Consider the following 19,473-nt stretch of genomic DNA (forward strand, 5'->3'; position numbering starts at 1 on the left):
GACAGGTGGTTCTGCTGAGTAGAACCTAGTTCCGTGACTCTGCAGATCAGGCACGCCACCCATCCCGAGCAGCTGCCCGGCTTCGACACGGCCGCACTGCGCCGCCACTACCTGGTGGACGATCTCTTCGTCCCCGGCGCCGTCACCGCGATGCTCACCCACCACGACCGGATCGTGCTCGCCGGCGCCCGCCCCACGAGCGGGCCGCTGATCCTCGACACCTATCCCGAGCTGCGCAGCGAGTTCTTCCTCGAGCGCCGCGAGGCCGGCATCGTCAACGTCGGCGGGCCCGGCACGGTGACCGCCGACGGTACGAAGTACGAGCTGACCACCGGTGCCTGCCTGTACGTCGGCCGCGGGGTGCGCGACGTCGTCTTCGAGGGACCCGAGTCCGCGTTCTACGTCTTCTCCGCGCCCGCGCACACGAGTTTCCCGACCGCGCAGGTCGATCCCGGCGAGGGCAACCGGCTCGAGCTCGGCGATCAGCAGACCGCGAACCGTCGCACGATCGACCAGTACATCCACGCGGGCGGGGTCCGGAGCTGTCAGATCGTGCTCGGCGTGACGACCCTGCACCCGGGCAGCACCTGGAACACGATGCCCGCGCACACCCACGACCGCCGGACCGAGTGCTACCTGTACTTCGGCCTCCCGGAGACCGAGCGGATCGTGCACCTGCTCGGCGAGCCCGCCGAGACGCGGCACCTGCTCGTCGCGGACCGCCAGGCGATCATCTCCCCCAGCTGGTCGATCCACTCCGGCTGCGGCACGTCGTCGTACAGCTTTGTCTGGGCGATGGCCGGCGAGAACCAGGCGTTCGGCGACATGGACGGTGTCGACGTCCGGGATCTGCGGTGACGTCCTTCAGCCTCGAAGGACGCATCGCGCTCGTCACCGGGGCCCGGCGCGGGATCGGCGCGGCGATCGCGGCCGGGTACGCCGCGGCCGGCGCCGAGCTGATCCTGATGGCCCGGGACGCCGCGCTCGAGGACACCCTCGAGGCGATCAAGCAGAACGGTGGCGGCGACGCGACGGTGGTGACCGCAGACTTCGCCGACCCGGCCGCGGTCGAACACGCCGCAACGGAGATTGTCGACAACAGGACGGTCGACATTCTGGTCAACAACGCCGGCACGATCCGGCGGGCGCCGGCGGCCGAGACGACGACCGCGGACTGGCAGCACGTGATCGACGTGAACCTCAACTCGACCTGGGCGGTGACCCGTCCGATCGGGGCCGCGATGGCGGCCCGCGGTCGCGGGAAGATCGTCACGATCGCGTCGCTGCTGAGCTTCCAGGGCGGGATCACCGTCCCGGCCTACACGGCCAGCAAGCACGCGGTGGCGGGGCTGACCCGCGCGCTGGCCAACGAGTGGGGACCGGCCGGGGTCCAGGTGAACGCGATCGCGCCCGGGTACATCAGTACCGACAACACCACCGAGCTGCGGGCGGACCCGGACCGCGAGGCCGCGATCCGGCAACGCATCCCGGCCGGTCGCTGGGGGCGGCCGGAGGACGTCGTCGGGGCCGCGGTCTTCCTCGGTTCGGCGGCGGCGGACTACGTGAACGGCCACGTGCTGGCCGTCGACGGTGGCTGGCTGGCCAGGTAGGGAGTGGCAGGATGTCCGACATGAGTTCGCCCTCGGCCATCGACAAGACGTTGATGGTGCTGGACGCCGTCCTGGAGCACTCGCGGTTCACCGACGTGGTGAACGCGACCGGCCTGGCCAAGTCGACCGTGCACCGGATCATGGCGTCGCTCGTCGAGCACGAGTTCGTCGCCCAGGCTGACGACGGTTCGTACCACCCGGGCCCGAAGGCGCTCCGGCTGGCCGGTCATGCGCTGACCAACGTCGACCTCGCCACGGTCGCCCGTCCGGTGCTCGCGGACCTGGTCGCACAGACACGCTGCACGGTGCACGTCGGACTGCTCAACGGTGACGAGGCGATCTACGTCGCGCGTCTCGACGGCCCGAAGCCGTACCGGATGCCGTCGCGCGTCGGCAAGGCGATCTGGCTGCACTGCACGGGCATCGGCAAAGCACTGCTCGCGGAGAAGGACGACGAATCGCTCGACGTCCACATCACCCGCACCGGCCTGCCCGCGCGGACTCCCCTGACCCACACGTCGGCCGCCGCGTTGAAAGCGGATCTCGCGCAGACCAGGGCCCGCGGGTACGCGCTCGACGACGAGGAGAACGAGCCCGGCATCCGCTGCGTCGCGGCCGTCATCCACGACCACACCGGCGCCGCGATCGCCGCGGTCAGTATCTCCACGCTCTCCCTCGAACAGTCGATCGCCCAGGTCGCCCTGATGGCCCCGGCGGCGATCGAGGCCGCCCGCAAGATCTCAGCCGCTCTGGGCTACCGCGAGCCGGTCGGCTGACCGCGCCGCTGCCCAGCGCACGACCGGGACGAACAGGATCCCGATCACCGCGAACCAGACGCCGAGGATGATCCAGCCGGGCACGCCGAGGCCGAGCGGGAGCAGAGCGAGGACGGTCGGGGCGAGCATCGTGCTGATCGACATGCTGGTGTTCCAGACGCCCTGGTACTGACCTTGGGCGTGCCCCGGCGCCAGGTCGAAGCTCAGCAGGAACGCGCCCGACGACTGCAGCAGCTCGCCGATCACCTGCACGAGCGCGCCCGTCGCGAGCAGGCCGACCGCGGTCGCGGCGTTCCCCCAGGTGGCGCCGGCCATCAGCACCATCGAGGCCAGGAGCAACAATCCGGCCGTACGGGTGGCCCGGGCCGCGGTGGCCGGGTCGGCGACGCCGCGCGACGACCGGACCTGGAAGAGCGCGACGACCACGGTGTTGACGATCAGCAGCAGCGCGACGGTCCAGCGCGGCGCGTCGGTGTGATCGACGACCCAGAGCGGGATCGCGACGTCGAGGACGGCGTAGTGGATGCTCATGCCGGCGTTCAGCGCGGCGACGGCGAGGTACCCACGGTCGCGCAACGCGATCCAGACCGGGCCGTCCGCGTCGTGCGGCTGCGGCGCGACCCGTGGGATCGCCAGGACGACGAACGCCGCGACACTGGTCAGGACCGCGTCGAGCACGAACATCAGGCGGTACGCCGTACCGGTGTCGAAGTGCAGCGCGAAGGCGCCGATGCCCGCGCCGGCCATGATCCCGATGTTCGTGACGGCCCGCAGGTAGGCGCGGGCGGCGACCCGTCCCGCGCCCGTGGTGACCGCGGCGATCAGGGCCGCGCGAACCGCACCGGCGCCGCGGTCGATCATCGTCAGCACGATGCTCACGACCAGGAACTGCCAGAAGGTGTGGACGAACAGGTACATCAGGGAGAGACCGCACGCCATCAGGCTCAGTACGACGAACAGCCCCCGCGGGCCGCGACGATCCGCGAGATGTCCCAGCGGTACGGCGGACAGCAGTCCGAACAGGCCCGCGACGGTGAGGCCGAGCCCGACCTCGGCGATGCTCAACCCGACGATCCGGTTGAAGTAGAGCACGCTGACCGTCATCAGCAGCCCGTTCCCGACCCGGCTCAGCAGGGTGGCGAGGGCCAGCGGCCGCAACGGTCCAGGGGCCGGCAGCACCCCCTGCACCGTGTTGCCCTGGTCGTTCGGCGCGCTCACCCGCGGGCCACGACGCGGCGCGCCGTGTCGCGGAGCTCGTCCATGAGGTCGACGCCGGAGTCGAGCATGCGCTGCATCCTGGCGGCGTCCTGCTGCGCGAACATGAGCGCGACGGTGACCTCGTGGTCCGGGCGGCTGACGATCTCGATCGGGTCGCCGGCGGCGATCGTGCCTTCGCGGAGCACCTTCAGGTACGCGCCGGGGCAGCCGGCCTGGTGGAACCGCTTGGCCCAGTGCGGTTCCTGCATCCGGTGCTGGAACGTGATGCACGGGATGCGCGGCGCACGGACCATCACCTCGACCTCGTCGCCGATCCGCCAGACCTCGCCGAGCAGCGCGCCGCTGATGTCGACGCCCTCGGTGCGCAGGTTCTCGCCGAACAGGCCGGTCGGGATGTCGCGGCCGAGCTCGGCGGACCACCAGCGCGCGTCCTCCTCGGCGTACGCGTAGAGCGCCTGATCGGGGCCGCCGTGGTTCTTGGTGTCGCACACCCGGTCGCCGGCCAGGCCGAGCTCGCCGACGCGGACCCGCCCGGACTGCGGCCGCTTGTCGATCGCGGTGAAGCCCGTTTCCTTGGGACCCGGGATCAGCTTCTCCACCACGTTCACCGTCAGCAGCCGCATACCCGCATCATCGCCCGGCTGCCTGACCAGATCCACCGGTTATCGGTGCTTGAGCGGGAGCACGGCGATGACGAGCAGCGTGGCTGCGGTCGCCGCGACACCGATCCAGGCGGCGGCGCCGTACCCGGACTCGCTGGGGAACACGCCCGTGGTGTGGGCGGCCAGGATCAAGCCGCCGAGCGCGCTGCCCGTGGAGAAGCCGACGCTGCGCACCACCGCGTTCACGCTCATCGCACTGGCGGTCTCGGCGGCCGGGGTCACCGCGAGAATGACACCCGGCATCGCGGCCGAGAACGCACCGACACCGACGCCGAGGATGCCGATCGCGACGACCGGTTCGACCAGTTGTGAGCGCGCGACCGCGAACAGTACGAAGGCGACGAGCACCGCAGCGGTACTTGCCACCAGCAACAGCCGTGGGCCGAGCCGCGAACGCCAGGCGGGAACGAGGCGGCCCGCGACGAAGCCGAGGATCGAGAACGGTACGAGGACCAGGCCCGCCTGGAAGGTGTTCAGCCCGAAGCCGTACCCGGCCGCGAACGGAGTCTGCACGTACCGGGTGATCAGGCTGAACAGCAGATACATGCCGACGCCGCCGACGAGCATCACCAGGTTGGCCGCGGCGACCGCCGGATGCCGGAGGAGCTTGATGTCGACGAGCGGACTCTCGGTGCGCACCTCGAGGACGGTCCATCCGGCGAGCAGGACGAGGGACCCGACCAGGACGGTCAGCGCGACGCCGGTGTGGTGCCGCCACAGGCCGGTCTGACCGATCACCACGAGCAGCGCCGGCAGCGCGATCGCCAGCAGGATCGTGCCTCGCAGGTCCAGGCGCGACGACGGGCGGTCCGGTGCGTGCGGGAGCGCGACGACCGCGCCGACGAAGGCCGCGGTCGTGGCGACGAGGCCGAGCCCGTACGCGGCGCGGACACCGCCGAGGTCCGTGATCAGTCCGCACAACGGATAACCGATCCCGATCCCTGCGGTCGATGCCACGGACAACAAGGCAATGGTCTTCGCGGCCCGCTGCTCGTCGAGGTGATCGCGGGCGATCGCCATCATCAGCACGAGCAGACCGAGTCCGGATCCTTGCGCGGCCCGGCCGATCAGCAGGAACGCGAACGGCAACGGCAGCACGGTCAGCAGGCTGCCGACGACCTCCACCCCGAGCATGGCGAGGAAGACGGCACGACGGCGGGGCCCCGACCCCAGCCGCCCGAGCACCGGCGTCGCAACGGATCCCGCCAGCAACGCGACCGTCAAGGTCCACTGCGACGCCGCGAGCGAAACGCCGTACTCCTGGGCGACCGCGGTGATCAGCGGAGCTCCGAGACTCCCGATCACCACCGCGACCGTCAGGCCGACGAAGAGCAGGTACCCCACGAGTACCCGGGGCTTGTCGACGACCTGGGTGCTCATCGATTCGTCTCGGTGGTGATGTGCGTGAAGAGGCCCGGCTTGATCCGGGTTCTGGCCTGGTGGGACCAGGGCTCGTCGACCTGAGGCAGGTCGAGCGCAGCGTTGGTGTTGAGCAGCATCCCGAAGGCGAGGAACGCCTTCACGGTGACCGGGTCCAGCTGTGCGGTGTCGGCGACGGACTGCCACAGTCGCGCGAAGCTCGCCCGGACGGCGTCCCGCACCTCGCCGTCACCCGCGGCCGCCGCGGCCGTGCCCTGCAACTGCAGCAGCAGCGTGGTGCGGTCGGCGAGCATGTCGTTGTACTCCTGCCCCATCGCCGTCAGCGCCTCGATCCCGCTCGCCCCGCCGGCGGCCGCGACCATCGCCAGCCGCATCCGCTCGAACGCGGCGTCCACGCACTCCAGGAACAGCAGCTTCTTCGTCCCGAACAGCCGGAACACGTACGCCTGGGTGATCCCGGCCCGGCGCGCGATCGTCTCGGTCGAGGCGCCGTACAACCCGGCGGCCGCGAACTCCTCCTCGGCGATCCCGAGGATCTGTTCGCGCCGCTCCCGTCCGCTCATCCGCGTCGCCATACCGGCGAAGTTAGTAGGTAGTAACTACTAACTACAACCGAATGTCTGCTACCTCACCCCGAACGGGCGGATCAGTCCTGGACGGCCTTGACGATGGCGATGTTGCGGGTCAGCCAGTCCTGCGGCAGGGATTCGTCGGCAGACGTGGCCTGGAGCGTCCAGAGGACGTTGAGCATCTGGCGCAGGATGACCCAGGCGCGGGCGCGATCCTCGTCGAAGCCGGCGGCGTCGACGGCGGTCCAGAACCGTTGCTGCACCGCGAAGCGCAGGTCGCGCGCGGCCGTGACCTCGTCCCAGCGGTTCCAGATCAACGGCGCGACCTCGTAGTGCGGATCGCCGGACAGCGGCTTCGGGTCGATGACCAGCCACGGCTCGCGGTCGGCGGCGAGCATGTTCTCGTAGTGCAGGTCGGTGTGGATCAGCCGCCCGTCGGTCGCCGGGTCGGCGATGAAGTCCTCGGCCAGCGAGATCGCCTGCTCGACGTACCGGTGCGGCACGGGCGCCGACGCGGGCAACTGCCGGAACCCGTCGACCCAGCGCCGCAACTCCCCGGACAGGGTCCGGTACTGCGGTCCGGCCGGGACGTGCAGGCGCTTGTAGGTACGCCCAACGATCTCGCAGGCGTCCAGCGCGTCGATCGTCGTCAGGTCACGGGGCTCCAGGCGCTCCAGCAGCAGCGCGAACCGGCGCGGATCCGCGCGCAGCAGCTGTACGGCGCCGTTGCCGGCCCAGTCGCGCAGCGCCAGGTGCTCGGTCTCCGCCTCCCAGTGCGGAAACTGCACCTTCAGTACGGCGGGACGCCCGTCGACAAGCACCGGTACGACGAGGGCGCAGTTGCCGTACGCCGCCGTACCGTCGACCCGGAGCTGCCACTCGTCGAGCAACTCCCGGACCAGCCGTGGCAGCCGATCGAGCCAGTCGGCCCAGTCCTGCCCGCGCGAGGCGACGACCAGCAGCCCCGCCGGGATCTCGACCGGCACCTACTTCTTGCCTGCCTTCTCGGGAGCGTCGGAGGTGCGGAGGGCGGCGATGAAGGCCTCCTGGGGGACCTCGACGCGGCCGACCATCTTCATCCGCTTCTTGCCTTCCTTCTGCTTCTCGAGCAGCTTGCGCTTCCGGGTGATGTCACCGCCGTAGCACTTGGCCAGCACGTCCTTGCGGATCGCGCGGATCGTCTCGCGGGCGATCACCCGGGACCCGATCGCGGCCTGGATCGGCACCTCGAACTGCTGCCGCGGGATCAGCTCCTTGAGCTTGCCGGCCAGCGCCACGCCGTACCCGTACGCGCTGTCGCGGTGCACGATCGCCGAGAACGCGTCCACGGTCTCGCCGTGCAGCAGGATGTCGACCTTCACCAGCTCCGCGGACTGCTCGCCGGTCGGTTCGTAGTCGAGCGACGCGTAGCCCTTGGTCTTCGACTTCAGCTGGTCGAAGAAGTCGAACACGATCTCGGCCAGCGGCAGCGTGTACCGCAGCTCGACCCGGTCCTCGGACAGGTAGTCCATGCCCTGGAGCGCGCCGCGCTTCTGCTGGCACAGCTCCATGATCGCGCCGATGTAGTCGCTCGGGCTCAGGATGGTCGCCTTGACGACCGGCTCGAACACCTCGTCGACCTTGCCCTCGGGGAACTCGCTCGGGTTGGTGACGACGTGCTCGGCGCCGTCCTCCATCTGCACCCGGTAGACCACGTTCGGCGCGGTCGAGATCAGGTCCAGGTTGAACTCGCGCTCTAGCCGCTCGCGGACGATCTCCATGTGCAGCAGCCCCAGGAACCCGCAGCGGAACCCGAACCCGAGCGCGCCCGAGGTCTCCGGCTCGTACTGCAGCGCGGCGTCGTTCAGCTGGAGCTTGTCGAGCGCGTCGCGCAGCGTCGGGTAGTCGTCGCCGTCGATCGGGTACAGACCGGCGTACACCATCGGTTGCGGGTGCTTGTAGCCGCCGAGGGCCTCGGTCGCGCCGTGGACGCTCGAGGTGACGGTGTCACCGACGCGGGACTGGCGGACGTCCTTCACCCCGGTGATCAGGTAACCGACCTCGCCCACGCCGATACTCTGCGTCTTCACCGGCTCCGGGGAGATCACCCCGACCTCGAGCATCTCGTGCACCGCGCCGGTCGACATCATCTTGATCCGGTCCCGGTGGTTCAGCTCGCCGTCGACGACCCGGACGTAGGTGACCACGCCGCGGTAGGTGTCGTAGACGGAGTCGAAGATCAGGGCCCGCGGCGGCGCGTCCTTGACGCCCTTCGGTGGGTCGATCTGCGCAACGATCTCGCTCAGCAGCTCCTCGACGCCCTCACCGGTCTTCGCCGACACCTTGAGCACGTCGGACGGGCTGCAGCCGATGATGTTGGCAAGCTCCTCGGAGTACTTCTCCGGCTGTGCACTCGGCAGGTCGATCTTGTTCAGCACCGGGATGATGTGCAGGTCGGCGTTCAGCGCGAGATACAGGTTGGCCAGGGTCTGCGCCTCGATGCCCTGCGCGGCGTCCACCAGCAGGACGGCGCCCTCGCACGCCTCGAGCGACCGGGAGACCTCGTAGGTGAAGTCCACGTGGCCCGGCGTGTCGATCATGTTCAGGATGTACGTCGTGCCGTCCGGGGCGAGCAGGCCGCCCGGGGAGTCCGGGCCGGGCGTGAACGGCAGCCGGACGGCCTGGGACTTGATCGTGATGCCGCGCTCGCGCTCGATGTCCATCCGGTCGAGGTACTGCGCCCGCATCGAGCGGTCGTCGACCACTCCGGTGATCTGCAGCATCCGGTCGGCCAGCGTCGACTTCCCGTGGTCGATGTGGGCGATGATGCAGAAGTTCCGGATCAGCGACGGGTCGGTGCGACCCGGCTGCGGCACGTTCGTGGGGCCAGCTGGCACGGAGGGGATCCAGTTCTCGTCTCGTGGTACCTGAATATCCGGTCAATCATCCCATGCGGGTCCAGCGGATTCGAAAATCGCTGGCGCGGGACCGCTAGCGTGGTGCGGCATGGCGCATGCTGCTGGGGTCCGGTTGCCGTTCGAGAAGCTGCCCGCGGCCGTGCGGGCCTGGGTGGAGAACTCGCTCGGCTCCGCCGTGGTGACGGCCGTCACGCAGCAGGGCGGCTTCTCCCCCGGAGTCGCCGCCCGCCTGGTCACCGCCTCCGGCCGTCGCGCCTTCCTGAAGGCCGTCGGTACGCCGCTGAACCCGAAGACGCCGGAGCTGTTCCGCCTCGAGATCACCGCCGTCCAGGCCATCGGCCCGCTGCCGATGACGCCCCTGCTCTACGACGTGTACGACGACGGCGACTGGGTTGGGCTGCTCTTCGAGGACATCGAGGGCCGGCTCCCCGCCCACCCGTGGGAGCAGACGGAAGCGGATCGGGTCCTGGACGCCCTGGACGAGCTGACCGACGCCCTGGACCCGTCACCGTGGCAGGACGCGCCAGTGGCCGCCGTACGGAGCCATGACTTCCTGAGCCGGTGGGAGAACGTGCTGGCGGACGGTCTCCCCGTCCCGGCGTGGATGGACGGCCGGGTCGAGGAGTTCGCCGAGCTGTCCCGGGCCACGCTGCAGGTGCTGGCCGAGGGCAAGGCCCTGTCGCACTGGGACCTGCGGGCGGACAACGTCATCCTGACCGACGACCGGGTGGTGTTCATCGACTGGGCGCACCCGGCGCTGGCACCGCGCTGGGCCGACACCGTGATCCTGCACGCGGACATGAGGGGCTCTGTCGACCTGCCGGAGCTGCCGGACGACGAGGCGATCACCGGGTTCATCGCGGCCATCGCCGGCGGCCAGTGGTGGGGCGCGGCGCAGCCGGCGCCGCCCGGCCTGCCGACCATCCGGGAGTGGCAGCGTGAGCAGGCGATCGTCCACCTCGACTGGGTACGGGAACGGATGCAGCGTTTCTGACCGCCGCGCGTCTACAGGGGTGTGACGGATCAAGTGGTGAGCATCGGACGCCCGGCGCCCGCGCAGGCGGCCGTGTCGACGCTCTACCAGCAGCACTGGGCCGGACTGGTCCGGCTGGCGGTGCTGATGGTGGACGATCGGCAGGCGGCGGAGGACGTCGTCCAGGAGGCCTTCGCCGAGCTGTACCGGCGCTGGCCGCTGCGGGGACCTGACGCGGCCCTGCCCTATCTGCGGACAGCGGTCGTGAACCGCAGCCGGTCGGTCCTGCGCCGACGCAAGGTCGCGCGGCTGTACATCCCGCCCCACCAGGCGCCGAACGCCTCCGCCGAGAGCGCCGCCGTCCTGAGCGAGGAGCGGTCCGAGGTGCAGCAGGCCCTCCAGGGGCTGCCACGACGCACGCGTGAGGTCCTCGTACTGCGGTACTACCTGGATCTCTCCTTCGCCGAGATCGCCCAGATTCTCGGGATCAGCGAGTCCTCCGCCCGCGCCACGTCATCGCGCGGTCTCGCCGTCCTGACCGAACGCCTGAAGGAACTGCGATGACCGACACCGAGACCCGCCTCCGCGACTACCTCCAGGCCCAAGCCGCCACCGTTCCCGACGACGCCCAGGGCCCCGGCCTGGAGCCTCCCGGCCGCCGCCACCACTGGCCGGTCCTGGTCGCCGCCGCTGCGATCGCGCTGGTCCTCGTCCTCACGGTGAGCTTCCTGACCCGGACCGCGCCGGACCGCTCGGTCCCGGTGCCGGCCGGGCCGCCGCCGGGTCCGGTCTCGGGCGCCGCGCCCGAGGTGCCGTACACGCTGACCAGCGGCCGCCTGCGGACGGACGGTTCCACGCTGCACGACGGCGACCGGACGGTACGGATCCCGCCGGGCGTCGGCGGGTTCTTCGGCCGGGTCGGCGACGGCTGGCTCACGATGAAGTCGCCCGCGGGCGGCGGTTCCCGGGCGGGCATCCTCACGCCGGACGGAACGTTCCGCGCCCTCGGACCGGAGCGGATCGAACTGGTGGCGTTGTCGCCCGACCGCCGGCAGGTCGCGATCATTCACTACCTCGACGGCCCGAAGGGCGAGATCGTCGTCGTCGACATCGACTCCGGCCGGCAGGTGTCGCGAAGCCCGGAACTGCCGACCCGGCCGTCCCAGCTCGGCTGGAACCGCAACGGGATCTGGTTCCGCGTCGACGAAGTGGGCGATCCCAGCAAACCCACCCAGTACGGGCTGTACGGCTGGCGACCGAAGTCTCACGAGGTCACCCGGATCGACTTCCCCGGGTACGACGGCGGGCTGGCGGTTCCGGCGGCGTCCGACGTCGTGGGACTGACGACCAGGCGCGGCAACAATCGTTGCCTGAAGGCGGGTGTGCTGCGCGACGGCAAGTTCGACGAGCAGCGCCAGTACTGCGACGTCGCGGCCGCCGCGTCGTACCCGGTGATGTCTCCCGACGGGCGGACGATCGTGAGCAGCGACGTGAAGCTCGCCATCGACATCGCGTCGGGCAAGCGCACGAAGCTCCGGTTGCCGGCCAACGCCGAAGTCACCTCATGGCCGGAACCCGTGTTCGAGAACGTGAGCCAGGTGCTGCTGATCACCCGGCCGCCGGGCAATCAGCGGTTGCCTGTTCAGCAGCAGATCTACCGGTGCGACGTCCGCAGTGGCGAGTGCGCGGCCGTGCTGAAGACGACCGGAGCGACGCTGCAGCAGCCGTAGACATGACTAGGGGCGGCCCGTTTCCGGGCCGCCCCTGGCGTGTGTCAGCTGTCTACTCGGAGGATGGTCGAGCCGGAGCCGTTGGCTCCGTCGGTGAAGCGGAGCTGGCCCAGGTACTTGGTGCCGGCAGTCAGGCCGGTCCAGTTGGCGGTGACGTTGACCTGTCCGGCCACAGTGACCGGCTGGCTGGCCGGTGTGACCGTGAGGTTGCCCTCAGCCTTCTGCAGCTCCCAGTGGTCGAGTTTCACCACCTGCTCGTTCGCCCCGGCGTACAGGTCGACGTACACGTCCACCGAGCCGCCTGCGGGCTGCGACAGGTTCACCTCTTCCTGGGCGGAGCCACCGGTGCTGCTGCCGAGCAGGGTCGTCGTACCGGCCTTGTAGACGAAGACGTCCAGGTCGGTGCCCGCCGGGTAGTCCGCGTCGAACGTGGAGAACCGGGCGTACGTCGTACCGGCCGGGACGTTCACGGTGAACTTGGCGACGTGGTCGTTGACCTTCGGCGCGGTCGTCGGGAACGAGACACCGCCCGGGTTCTTCAGCGCGGCCTCGCCGACCGTGGCCGGGGTCAGGCCGAGCGCGGTGGTCTCCAGCGTCCCGGTGTACCCGGCCGTGACCGGGACCTGCACCGAGCCGGCCGTGCCGGTGCCGTTGACCTGGACCGGCGCCTTCACCGTCAGCGGCTTGATCGCCAGCGTGCTGGCCACCGAGTGCTTCGCCGACTTCCAGATCAGCCGGCCGAACGAGTACTGCTCGAGCGGCGCGCCGTCGTTCTCGACAGTGACCTTGTACGTCGTGCTGCGGCCCGGGAGCGTGACCAGGATCCGCGGCGTGACGGTCACCTTGAGGCCCTTCAGGCCCTCGACCTTCGGGAAGTAAACCTCGGGCACGCTGCCGACGTTCGTCACGGTCCGGGTCACGGTCTGCTTGCCGGCCAGGTCGCCGATCGCGATCGTCGGGTAGTTGAGGTCGCTCAGGTCGATCTTGCCGTTCGCGCACAGCTCGTGCGTGCTCGGCACCTGCCCGGAGCCGCAGACGAACTTCGTCCAGTCGGTGTACGTCGAGTCGTAGACCAGGCCCGGGTCCATGCCGAGCTTCGGCTGCACTTGGCCGGCGCCGTACCCGAACGGGGTCGCCTGCGAGCCGGAGTCGTTCTGGATCGGCTTGCCGCCGGCGTCCTTGTCGGTCGCGGTCGTCATCATCGCGGACTTGATCGCCATCGGGGACCAGGTCGGGTGCTTGCTCTTCAGGACGGCCGCGATCCCGGCGATGTGCGGCGTCGACATCGACGTACCGCTCATGAACGCGTACTCGCCACCGGCCGCGCTGAACGCGGTCGTCGCGGCCAGGACGTTCGTACCGGGCGCCATGATGTCCGGCTTCAGCAGGTCACCGTTGCCGGCCGGGGACGGACCACGGCTGGAGGAGGCGGCGACCTTCGGGGCGTTCACGCGGACCGGCGTCCCCGGACCGATGGTGGCGGTCGGGTTGGCGGTGCCGCTCACGTACGCCTTGACCTGCGCCGCTTTGGTGTCGTCGAGGTGCACGGTCGGGACCGAGTGCAGGTCGGCGTCCAGCGTGCCGGGGGTGATGTTCAGCAGGATCATGCCGACGCCGCCGGCGTTCTTCACCTGCAGGCTCTTGTCGACGCGGGCGTTCACGCCGCGGTCGCAGACCACGATCTTGCCCGTCACCTTGGCCGGGTCGAGAGTGCCTGCCTGGCAGAGCGTCAGGTTGGTGGGGTCGGCGCCCGCGAGGCCGGCGTCCTTGGCCAGCACGACCGGCGTCGACGGCGTACCGGAGCCGATACCCGCGCCGGTGTAGGCCTTGCCGTCCCCGAGCGTCACGGTGGTCTGGATGTCGCGGTCATGGGTGCCGTTGGCAACCGACGTGACCCAGGGGTACGTCTTGCCGACGGTCGCCTCGCCCGGACCGGTGTTGCCGGCGCTGGTCGCGACGAACACGCCCGCCTTGGCCGCCCGCAGGAACGCGAGACCGGTGGCGTTCACGTACGTCGACCCGCTGCCGGAGATCGAGTAGTTGATGACGTCCACGCCGTCGGACACCGCGGCGTCGATCGCGGCCACGATGTCGGCGTCCGTACCGCTGCCGCCGCCGGTCGCGTCGACCGCCCACAGCGCCTTGTAGATCGCCAGCCGGGCGTGCGGCGCCATCCCGGAGCCCTTGCCGTAGTCGCGGCCCAGGACGCTCATCTCGACGCCGTAGTTGCCGGCCGCGGTGCTGGCGGTGTGGGTGCCGTGGCCGCCGTAGTCACGCGGCGACTTGAACTCCTCCGGGATCGGGCGGGTGCCGATGCCCTTGTCGAAGTACCGGGCGCCGATCACCTTGTTGTTGCAGGTGACGGGCGCCTCCTCGCCGGCCTGGCAGGTACCCTTCCACTTCTTCGCGACGATCGCGTCGGACGTGGCCGTGGTCTTCATCGGCGCGAAGCTCGCCCGCTCCGGGACGAAGCCGGAGTCGATCATGCCGATGATGACGCCGTCGCCGGCCTTGTCGATCCCGCCCGCCTGCTGCCAGGCGCCGCCCTTGCCGGACAGGCCGAGGAACCGCGGGGTGTCGACGGTGTCCGCGTGCTGGATCTCGCTCGGCTCCACGCTCTTCACGCCCGACGACTTGGCCAGCTTGACCGCGTCGTCGTACGACATCTCGGCGGAGAACCCGGCGTAGGTGTAGCTGTAGTCGTAGAGCTTCTTGACGTCCGGGACGGCCTTGAGCACCTCGGCGCGCTCGGTGGCGAGGTGCTTGACGTAGTCGACCACCGGCGCGGCGGTCTTCAGCAACTTGCCGCCCGGAACGACCCGGGTCGCGGCGAGACCGGCGATGTCGCCGCCGTACTCCGCGACCGGGGAGTCGTCGAGCTGGACGATGTACGAACCGGTACCGGAGCGCTTGACCTCCGGATCGGCCGGCGACGCTGCCGGCTGGCTGGCGTTCGCCGAGCTCACCAGCACCGGAACGCCGGCACAGGCGGCGATCAGTGCGGCAGCGACGACGATCGCCGGTCGTTTGCGGGTCACGAAGTTCCTCCAGGGCTGGACGGCGCGATGGTGGAGCGCTGGCTCGCGGACTTCCCGGCGCACAGGCGTCACGGGGCCCCGAGTATGCCGTCAGCTCCGGCCGGTGTCACGCACGGCGGCGCAGGTGCAAGGGAAAACCCCTGATCAGGCAGTGGGCGACGAATCCGACGAGCACCAGGAAGAGGATCGCCGCACCTACGATCAGCAGAATCCGCTGGCCACGAGACAGCGGTGAGCCGTCGGTCAGGGCGCCGCCGTCGGTGATGCCGTCGGGGTTGACGGCAACCTTCACCGTCATGGCCGCGGGCTCCCTGCCCGGGGTGAAGACGGCCGGGCCCGCGCTCGTACAAGGAGTGGGAGCGTCCGATCCCCACGCGCTGCGGTAGGCGGTGCACGACGCTTTCGTGATGCCTGCCGGCGCGGCGATGCGGACCTCATCCAGGGGTGCCCGCGGCTCGGTGGCCGACGGGTTCTCGACCAGCCGGCGCTCGTCGGGCCAGTTGAGCTCAAAGCCGGCGGCTGTCTTGTCCAGTGCGCCATGGACGCGGTACCGCAGGATGTACGTCGCGCGGTGGCCGGCGGGCTTGTCGTCGTCTCCGAGCTGGATCACCAGGTCGGAGAGCCGGCTGTCCCATCCGTCGATGCCGGTCGCGGTCATCGGAGGCAGGATCGGGTCCAGCTCCTTGGTCCGCATCGCGACGGGTGCGCCGGCGCGGTCGGTTGCGCTGAGGTGGGTCACCTTCCAGACGCGGTCCGTGCCGCGGTTGGCCACCGACAGGTCGAGCCGCCCGTCGTCGGGCCGCCGGAGCTGGACGACCCGGTCCAGCGGCTGGCCGGACTGGTTGTACTCGTACTCGATCGTCTCGGTGACATCGAGCCCGCCGTCCGCACGGACCTCGTACTGCGCTTTGACCTGCGCGCCCGAAGTACGCCCGGGGTAGAACGGCTCTCGGTCGCGGACGGCCGCGCCGACGACCCCCGCCACGGCCAGGCCTAGCGCTGCTAGCGCCACGATGCGCATTACCTTGCCGTCGATCACGGACAGTAGTCTGGTCGACCAGGGTTTCACCGCGCTTGCAGAAGTAGGCCGGTTTGGCTGCGGGCGGGGCTTCTTGGTAATCTAGCTCTTCGCGTGCCCACGGGTGGTGTACAGCCGTGCGCGCAACACCATCCTGTATTGACCGCACACACCTGATCGAGGCTCTGCTCCGTGGCGAACATCAAGTCCCAGATCAAGCGCAACCGCCAGAACGAGGCTGCGCGACTTCGCAACAAGTCGGTGAAGTCGACCCTCAAGACGGCTGTTCGCCGCTTCCACGAGGCCGTCGAGGCCGGCGAGGCCGAGAAGGCCAACGAGACCGCCCGCAAGGCCGGTCGCCTGCTCGACAAGGCCGTCAGCAAGGGCGTCATCCACGCCAACCAGGCGGCGAACCGCAAGTCGGCCATCTTCAAGAAGGCCGCTTCCCTCTGACGCCCGGGCCGCTCCGGCGGCCCATGAACGATCGGCCCGTCCGCAGGACCGGCCGATCGTTTTTGCGTGTCCGAACACCTTCTGGTCCGCAGCTGATCCTTCGCTGATCCCCAGCTGATCCGCATCGCGTGAGTCGTTGATCGGAGTGCCATGAGAGTCGTCGTCATCGGTGGCAGTGGTCATATCGGCACGTTCCTCGTCCCGCGGCTCGTCCGCGGCGGCCACGAGGTCGTCAACATCAGCCGCGGCGCCAGGACGGCGTACACCGCCGCCCCCGAGTGGCAGCAGGTCCGTGCGGTGCTCGCGGACCGGCAGCAGGAGGACCGCGACGGCACGTTCGCTGACCGGGTCGCCGAGCTGCGGCCGGACGTCGTCGTCGACCTGATCTGTTTCACGCTCGACTCCGCCACCACGCTGGTCGGCCGGCTCCGCGGGGAGATCGGGCATCTCCTGCACTGCGGATCCATCTGGCGGTACGGTCCGAGCCGCAAGCTCCCGATCGCCGAGGACAGCGACTCGGCCGGGCCGCCCTTCGGCGAGTACGGCATCGAGAAGGACCGGATCGCGCGGATGCTGAAGGAGGAGACCGCCGCCGGTGGGCTCCTCACCACCTCGCTGCACCCAGGCCACATCGTCGGCCCGGGCTGGCACCCGACCGGTCCGCTCGGAAACCTCGACCCCGCCGTCTGGCACACCCTGTCGGCCGGCGAGCCCCTGCGGGTCCCCGGCAGCGGCGCCGAACTCATGCACCACGTCCACGCCGACGACGTGGCCCAGGCCTTCCAGCAGGCCATCGACCACCGGGACAAGGCTGCCGGCGAGGACTACAACATCGTCGCCCCGACCGCGCTGACAGTCCGCGGCTACGCCGAAGTCGCCGCCGGCTGGTTCGGCCGGACCGCCACCCTGGAGCCCGTCACGTGGGACGAGTTCCGCAGCTCCACCACCCCCGATCACGCAGACTCCACCTGGAACCACCTCCACCGCAGCCAGTGCTTCACCATCGAAAAGGCCAAGTCCCACCTGTCGTACGCCCCGACCTACGAACCAGAACAGGCCATCCTCGAATCCATCAACTGGCTAGCCGAACGCAACCAACTCGACCTGCCCAACCCGCTGACCACCCACCCGGCGTAATCCAGTCTGGGCCTGGAGCCCCACCCGGTCGGCCCAAGGTCGGCACGCCTGACCGGCCTGCCGACTCCAGCCGCCCCGGTCCGTGCGCGGCTCCGGCCAGCGGCGGTTCGCTAGCGGATGTGGTGGTTTTCAGCGGCGGCCGTGGGCTCGGGTGATGGTTAGGACCATGCGTTCCAGGGCGTACCCGGCGTCGCCGGAGGCGCCTTTGACGTCGGCGTCGGCTTGCGCGACGGCCTTGATCGCGGTCGCGAGACCACCGGGTGTCCACCCCCGGGACTGCTGCTTGAGCTGCTTCAGCTTCCACGGCGGTACGCCGACCTCGCGTGCCAGATCCGCGTCGCGCATCCCGCTCGGCGCACTGGCGTACTTCGCCAGCCCCCGCAGCCCACCCGCCATAGCGCTCGTCACCAGCACGGGCGCGACCCCGCAGTCCAGCGCCCATCTGAGCTGCTCCAGCGCCGGCTCGGTCCGCCCGGCGATCGCCGCGTCCGCAACGGCGAAGCTGGTGACCTCCGCGCGCCCACCGAAGTACTGCCCGATCAGCTCAGCCGTCACCGCCTGCCCGCCTGAATCGGAGACCAGTTGCGCACACGCCCCGGCCAGCGCCCGCAGATCGTGCCCGACCGCGTCCACCAGCGCCGACGCCGCACCCTCGTCGACCGACCCACCGTGCAGCCGGATCTCCCCCGCCACGAACTGCGGAAGCTCCCACGTCTTCGGCGCCGTCGCGACGACCTCGTTGACCGATGCCTTCCGCAACTTGTCGAGGACGCCCTTGCCTTTCTGCCCACCGGAGTGCACCAGCACGACGAGTACGTCGTCCGCGGGCGACCCGGCGTACTCGATCAGGTGCGGCGCCATCTCCGCCGGGAGGTTCTCCAGCCCGCGCAGCACCAGCACCCGCTCGCTCGCGAACAACGACGGCCCGGTGAGCTCCGCGAACACCCCGACGTCCAGCGTCGACGCCTCTAGATCCGTCACCTCGACCGCGCCGTCACCGCCGGACGCGCCCTGCGACGCCGCGCCCTGCGACGCCGCGTTCTTCGACACCGCGGCGATCGCCGACCGCACGGCCCGATCCGCCAGGAACGACTCGGTCCCGGTCACCAGCAGCACATCACCCAGCTTCGGCGCAGAACCTTTACGAGCAGCCACCCGGCCAGCATCCCACGCCACCCCGACAATCCCGGTGCGCCCCCACACCAAACCAGCAAGGATGCGCGTATGACGACACCAGGCATTGGTACCGATGCGGGCTCGGGCCGCGAGTCGAATCCGGGCGGGTTGCATTCGGGTGGCGGCTCGGGTGGCGACTTGGGTGCCGGCTCGGGTGGCGGCTCGGGTGGCGGCTCGGGTGGCGAGTTGGGTTCAGGCGGTGGGCTGCATTCGCTCGTCGACGCGTTGGTGCTGGTCGACCTGCAGACCGCCTTCGTTTCCGGCTCCGATGCTGTGCCTGGTGCGGCGGAGCTGATGGATCGGGTACGTAGCCTCTTGGACCGCGCCCGCGCGGCCGGTGCTGTCGTCGTACACCTGCAGAACGACGGCCCGCCCGGCGCCGACGACGAGCCGGGTACGCCGGGCTGGGAGCTGTTCTTGCCAGTGCAGCCGGGAGCGCGCGAACACGTCGTACGGAAACCCCGCGACGACGGCTTCGACGGAACGTCCCTCGGCGAGATCCTCGTGTCAGCCGGAGTGCGGTCGGTCGCGATCTGCGGCGTGATGTCCGAGATGTGCGTACACGCCACCGCCAAGACCGCCCTGGCCCGCGGCTACCGAGTGGTCCTCCCACACGACGCCCACGCCACGTACGACGCCCCCGCCGTCCCCGGCGTAGCCGACACAATCCCCGCCCACATCGTCTCCCGAGTAGCCGCCTGGTCCCTCGGCGACCAACCCGACAACACCTCCCCTGCATCATCCGTCACCTTCTGACCCTGCCTCCCAGGTAGAGGCCGCACCCACTGCCAAACGCTCGCAGGCGGCCTCGGCCAGAGAAGCCCCGTCCTCGTCGG

Annotated in this window: 18 protein-coding genes; 9 read left to right on the forward strand and 9 right to left on the reverse strand. The window is 70.1% G+C overall.

The window, feature by feature from the left end:
• Positions 1-33 precede the first annotated feature (33 nt).
• Genes kduI through ABZW60_RS39620 form a run of 3 tightly spaced genes read left to right on the forward strand, consistent with a single transcriptional unit; the run spans position 34 to position 2,386 of the window.
• Entirely contained in the window at positions 34-858 is an 825-nt protein-coding gene (gene kduI, locus ABZW60_RS39610; protein ID WP_355485811.1) for a 5-dehydro-4-deoxy-D-glucuronate isomerase, read from the forward strand.
• On the forward strand, positions 855-1,610 hold the full coding sequence (locus ABZW60_RS39615) for an SDR family oxidoreductase (RefSeq protein WP_355485812.1): 756 nt from the start codon (positions 855-857) through the stop codon (positions 1,608-1,610). The genes kduI and ABZW60_RS39615 overlap by 4 nt, the downstream gene beginning before the upstream one ends.
• Positions 1,611-1,630: 20 nt before the next feature.
• Positions 1,631-2,386, forward strand: coding sequence for an IclR family transcriptional regulator (locus ABZW60_RS39620; protein WP_355485813.1), 756 nt, complete (start codon positions 1,631-1,633; stop codon positions 2,384-2,386).
• Here ABZW60_RS39620 and ABZW60_RS39625 read toward each other — a convergent pair.
• From ABZW60_RS39625 to lepA, 6 genes are all read right to left on the reverse strand, one after another.
• Positions 2,351-3,604, reverse strand: coding sequence for an MFS transporter (locus tag ABZW60_RS39625; protein ID WP_355485814.1), 1,254 nt, complete (start codon positions 3,602-3,604; stop codon positions 2,351-2,353). The genes ABZW60_RS39620 and ABZW60_RS39625 overlap by 36 nt on opposite strands.
• Complete coding sequence (locus tag ABZW60_RS39630; RefSeq protein ID WP_355485815.1) at positions 3,601-4,227, reverse strand: MOSC domain-containing protein; 627 nt, start codon at positions 4,225-4,227, stop codon at positions 3,601-3,603. Before ABZW60_RS39630 ends, ABZW60_RS39625 begins: the two co-directional genes overlap by 4 nt.
• A 39-nt stretch (positions 4,228-4,266) precedes the next feature.
• The gene (locus ABZW60_RS39635; RefSeq protein WP_355485816.1) at positions 4,267-5,646 is read right to left on the reverse strand and encodes an MFS transporter; all 1,380 of its coding nucleotides are present in this window, start codon (positions 5,644-5,646) and stop codon (positions 4,267-4,269) included.
• Entirely contained in the window at positions 5,643-6,221 is a 579-nt protein-coding gene (locus ABZW60_RS39640; RefSeq protein ID WP_355485817.1) for a TetR/AcrR family transcriptional regulator, read from the reverse strand. The genes ABZW60_RS39635 and ABZW60_RS39640 overlap by 4 nt, the downstream gene beginning before the upstream one ends.
• A 71-nt stretch (positions 6,222-6,292) precedes the next feature.
• Positions 6,293-7,201 (reverse strand): aminoglycoside phosphotransferase family protein, encoded by a 909-nt coding sequence (locus tag ABZW60_RS39645; protein WP_355485818.1) that lies wholly within the window; start codon positions 7,199-7,201, stop codon positions 6,293-6,295.
• On the reverse strand, positions 7,202-9,091 hold the full coding sequence (lepA, locus tag ABZW60_RS39650; RefSeq protein ID WP_355485819.1) for a translation elongation factor 4: 1,890 nt from the start codon (positions 9,089-9,091) through the stop codon (positions 7,202-7,204).
• Between the two features lie 109 nt (positions 9,092-9,200).
• Between lepA and ABZW60_RS39655 the strand changes: the two genes are divergently transcribed.
• The 3 genes from ABZW60_RS39655 to ABZW60_RS39665 are packed head-to-tail and all read left to right on the forward strand — an operon-like array spanning position 9,201 to position 11,815.
• A complete protein-coding gene (locus ABZW60_RS39655) occupies positions 9,201-10,106 on the forward strand; it encodes a hypothetical protein (protein ID WP_355485820.1) in 906 nt (301 codons plus the stop codon).
• A 36-nt stretch (positions 10,107-10,142) separates the two neighbouring features.
• Entirely contained in the window at positions 10,143-10,649 is a 507-nt protein-coding gene (locus ABZW60_RS39660; protein WP_355485821.1) for a SigE family RNA polymerase sigma factor, read from the forward strand.
• Positions 10,646-11,815 carry a hypothetical protein gene (locus ABZW60_RS39665; protein WP_355485822.1) on the forward strand — a complete coding sequence of 390 codons (1,170 nt, stop codon included), beginning with the start codon at positions 10,646-10,648 and terminating at the stop codon, positions 11,813-11,815. Before ABZW60_RS39660 ends, ABZW60_RS39665 begins: the two co-directional genes overlap by 4 nt.
• Before the next feature lie 44 nt (positions 11,816-11,859).
• Here ABZW60_RS39665 and ABZW60_RS39670 read toward each other — a convergent pair whose 3' ends face one another.
• Positions 11,860-14,853, reverse strand: coding sequence for a S8 family serine peptidase (locus ABZW60_RS39670; RefSeq protein WP_355485823.1), 2,994 nt, complete (start codon positions 14,851-14,853; stop codon positions 11,860-11,862).
• A gap of 106 nt (positions 14,854-14,959) precedes the next feature.
• On the reverse strand, positions 14,960-15,892 hold the full coding sequence (locus tag ABZW60_RS39675) for a DUF2207 domain-containing protein (RefSeq protein ID WP_355485824.1): 933 nt from the start codon (positions 15,890-15,892) through the stop codon (positions 14,960-14,962).
• A 171-nt stretch (positions 15,893-16,063) separates the two neighbouring features.
• On the opposite strand from ABZW60_RS39675, the gene rpsT reads away from it, so the two are divergent.
• Together rpsT and ABZW60_RS39685 are read left to right on the forward strand one after the other, a co-directional pair.
• Entirely contained in the window at positions 16,064-16,324 is a 261-nt protein-coding gene (rpsT, locus tag ABZW60_RS39680) for a 30S ribosomal protein S20 (protein WP_141859325.1), read from the forward strand.
• A gap of 150 nt (positions 16,325-16,474) precedes the next feature.
• Complete coding sequence (locus ABZW60_RS39685; RefSeq protein WP_355485825.1) at positions 16,475-17,461, forward strand: NAD(P)-dependent oxidoreductase; 987 nt, start codon at positions 16,475-16,477, stop codon at positions 17,459-17,461.
• Between the two features lie 129 nt (positions 17,462-17,590).
• Here ABZW60_RS39685 and holA read toward each other — a convergent pair whose 3' ends face one another.
• Positions 17,591-18,616, reverse strand: a complete 1,026-nt coding sequence (holA, locus tag ABZW60_RS39690) for a DNA polymerase III subunit delta (protein WP_355485826.1) — start codon at positions 18,614-18,616, stop codon at positions 17,591-17,593.
• A 69-nt stretch (positions 18,617-18,685) separates the two neighbouring features.
• Between holA and ABZW60_RS39695 the strand changes: the two genes are divergently transcribed.
• Positions 18,686-19,393 (forward strand): isochorismatase family protein, encoded by a 708-nt coding sequence (locus ABZW60_RS39695; RefSeq protein ID WP_355485827.1) that lies wholly within the window; start codon positions 18,686-18,688, stop codon positions 19,391-19,393.
• Positions 19,394-19,473: the final 80 nt, after the last annotated feature.

It is taken from the genome of Kribbella sp. NPDC003557, assembly GCF_040610805.1.
Lineage (GTDB): Bacteria > Actinomycetota > Actinomycetes > Propionibacteriales > Kribbellaceae > Kribbella.

What these genes read in the sequence shown, in the direction of transcription:
- ABZW60_RS39695 (WP_355485827.1), top strand. Translation starts at nt 18,686, where the DNA reads ATGACGACACCAGGCATTGGTACCGATGCGGGCTCGGGCCGCGAGTCG.
- ABZW60_RS39655 (WP_355485820.1), top strand. Translation starts at nt 9,201, where the DNA reads ATGGCGCATGCTGCTGGGGTCCGGTTGCCGTTCGAGAAGCTGCCCGCG.
- ABZW60_RS39665 (WP_355485822.1), top strand. Translation starts at nt 10,646, where the DNA reads ATGACCGACACCGAGACCCGCCTCCGCGACTACCTCCAGGCCCAAGCC.
- ABZW60_RS39620 (WP_355485813.1), top strand. Translation starts at nt 1,631, where the DNA reads ATGAGTTCGCCCTCGGCCATCGACAAGACGTTGATGGTGCTGGACGCC.
- ABZW60_RS39635 (WP_355485816.1), bottom strand. Translation starts at nt 5,646, where the DNA reads ATGAGCACCCAGGTCGTCGACAAGCCCCGGGTACTCGTGGGGTACCTG.
- ABZW60_RS39640 (WP_355485817.1), bottom strand. Translation starts at nt 6,221, where the DNA reads ATGGCGACGCGGATGAGCGGACGGGAGCGGCGCGAACAGATCCTCGGG.
- ABZW60_RS39685 (WP_355485825.1), top strand. Translation starts at nt 16,475, where the DNA reads ATGAGAGTCGTCGTCATCGGTGGCAGTGGTCATATCGGCACGTTCCTC.
- ABZW60_RS39630 (WP_355485815.1), bottom strand. Translation starts at nt 4,227, where the DNA reads ATGCGGCTGCTGACGGTGAACGTGGTGGAGAAGCTGATCCCGGGTCCC.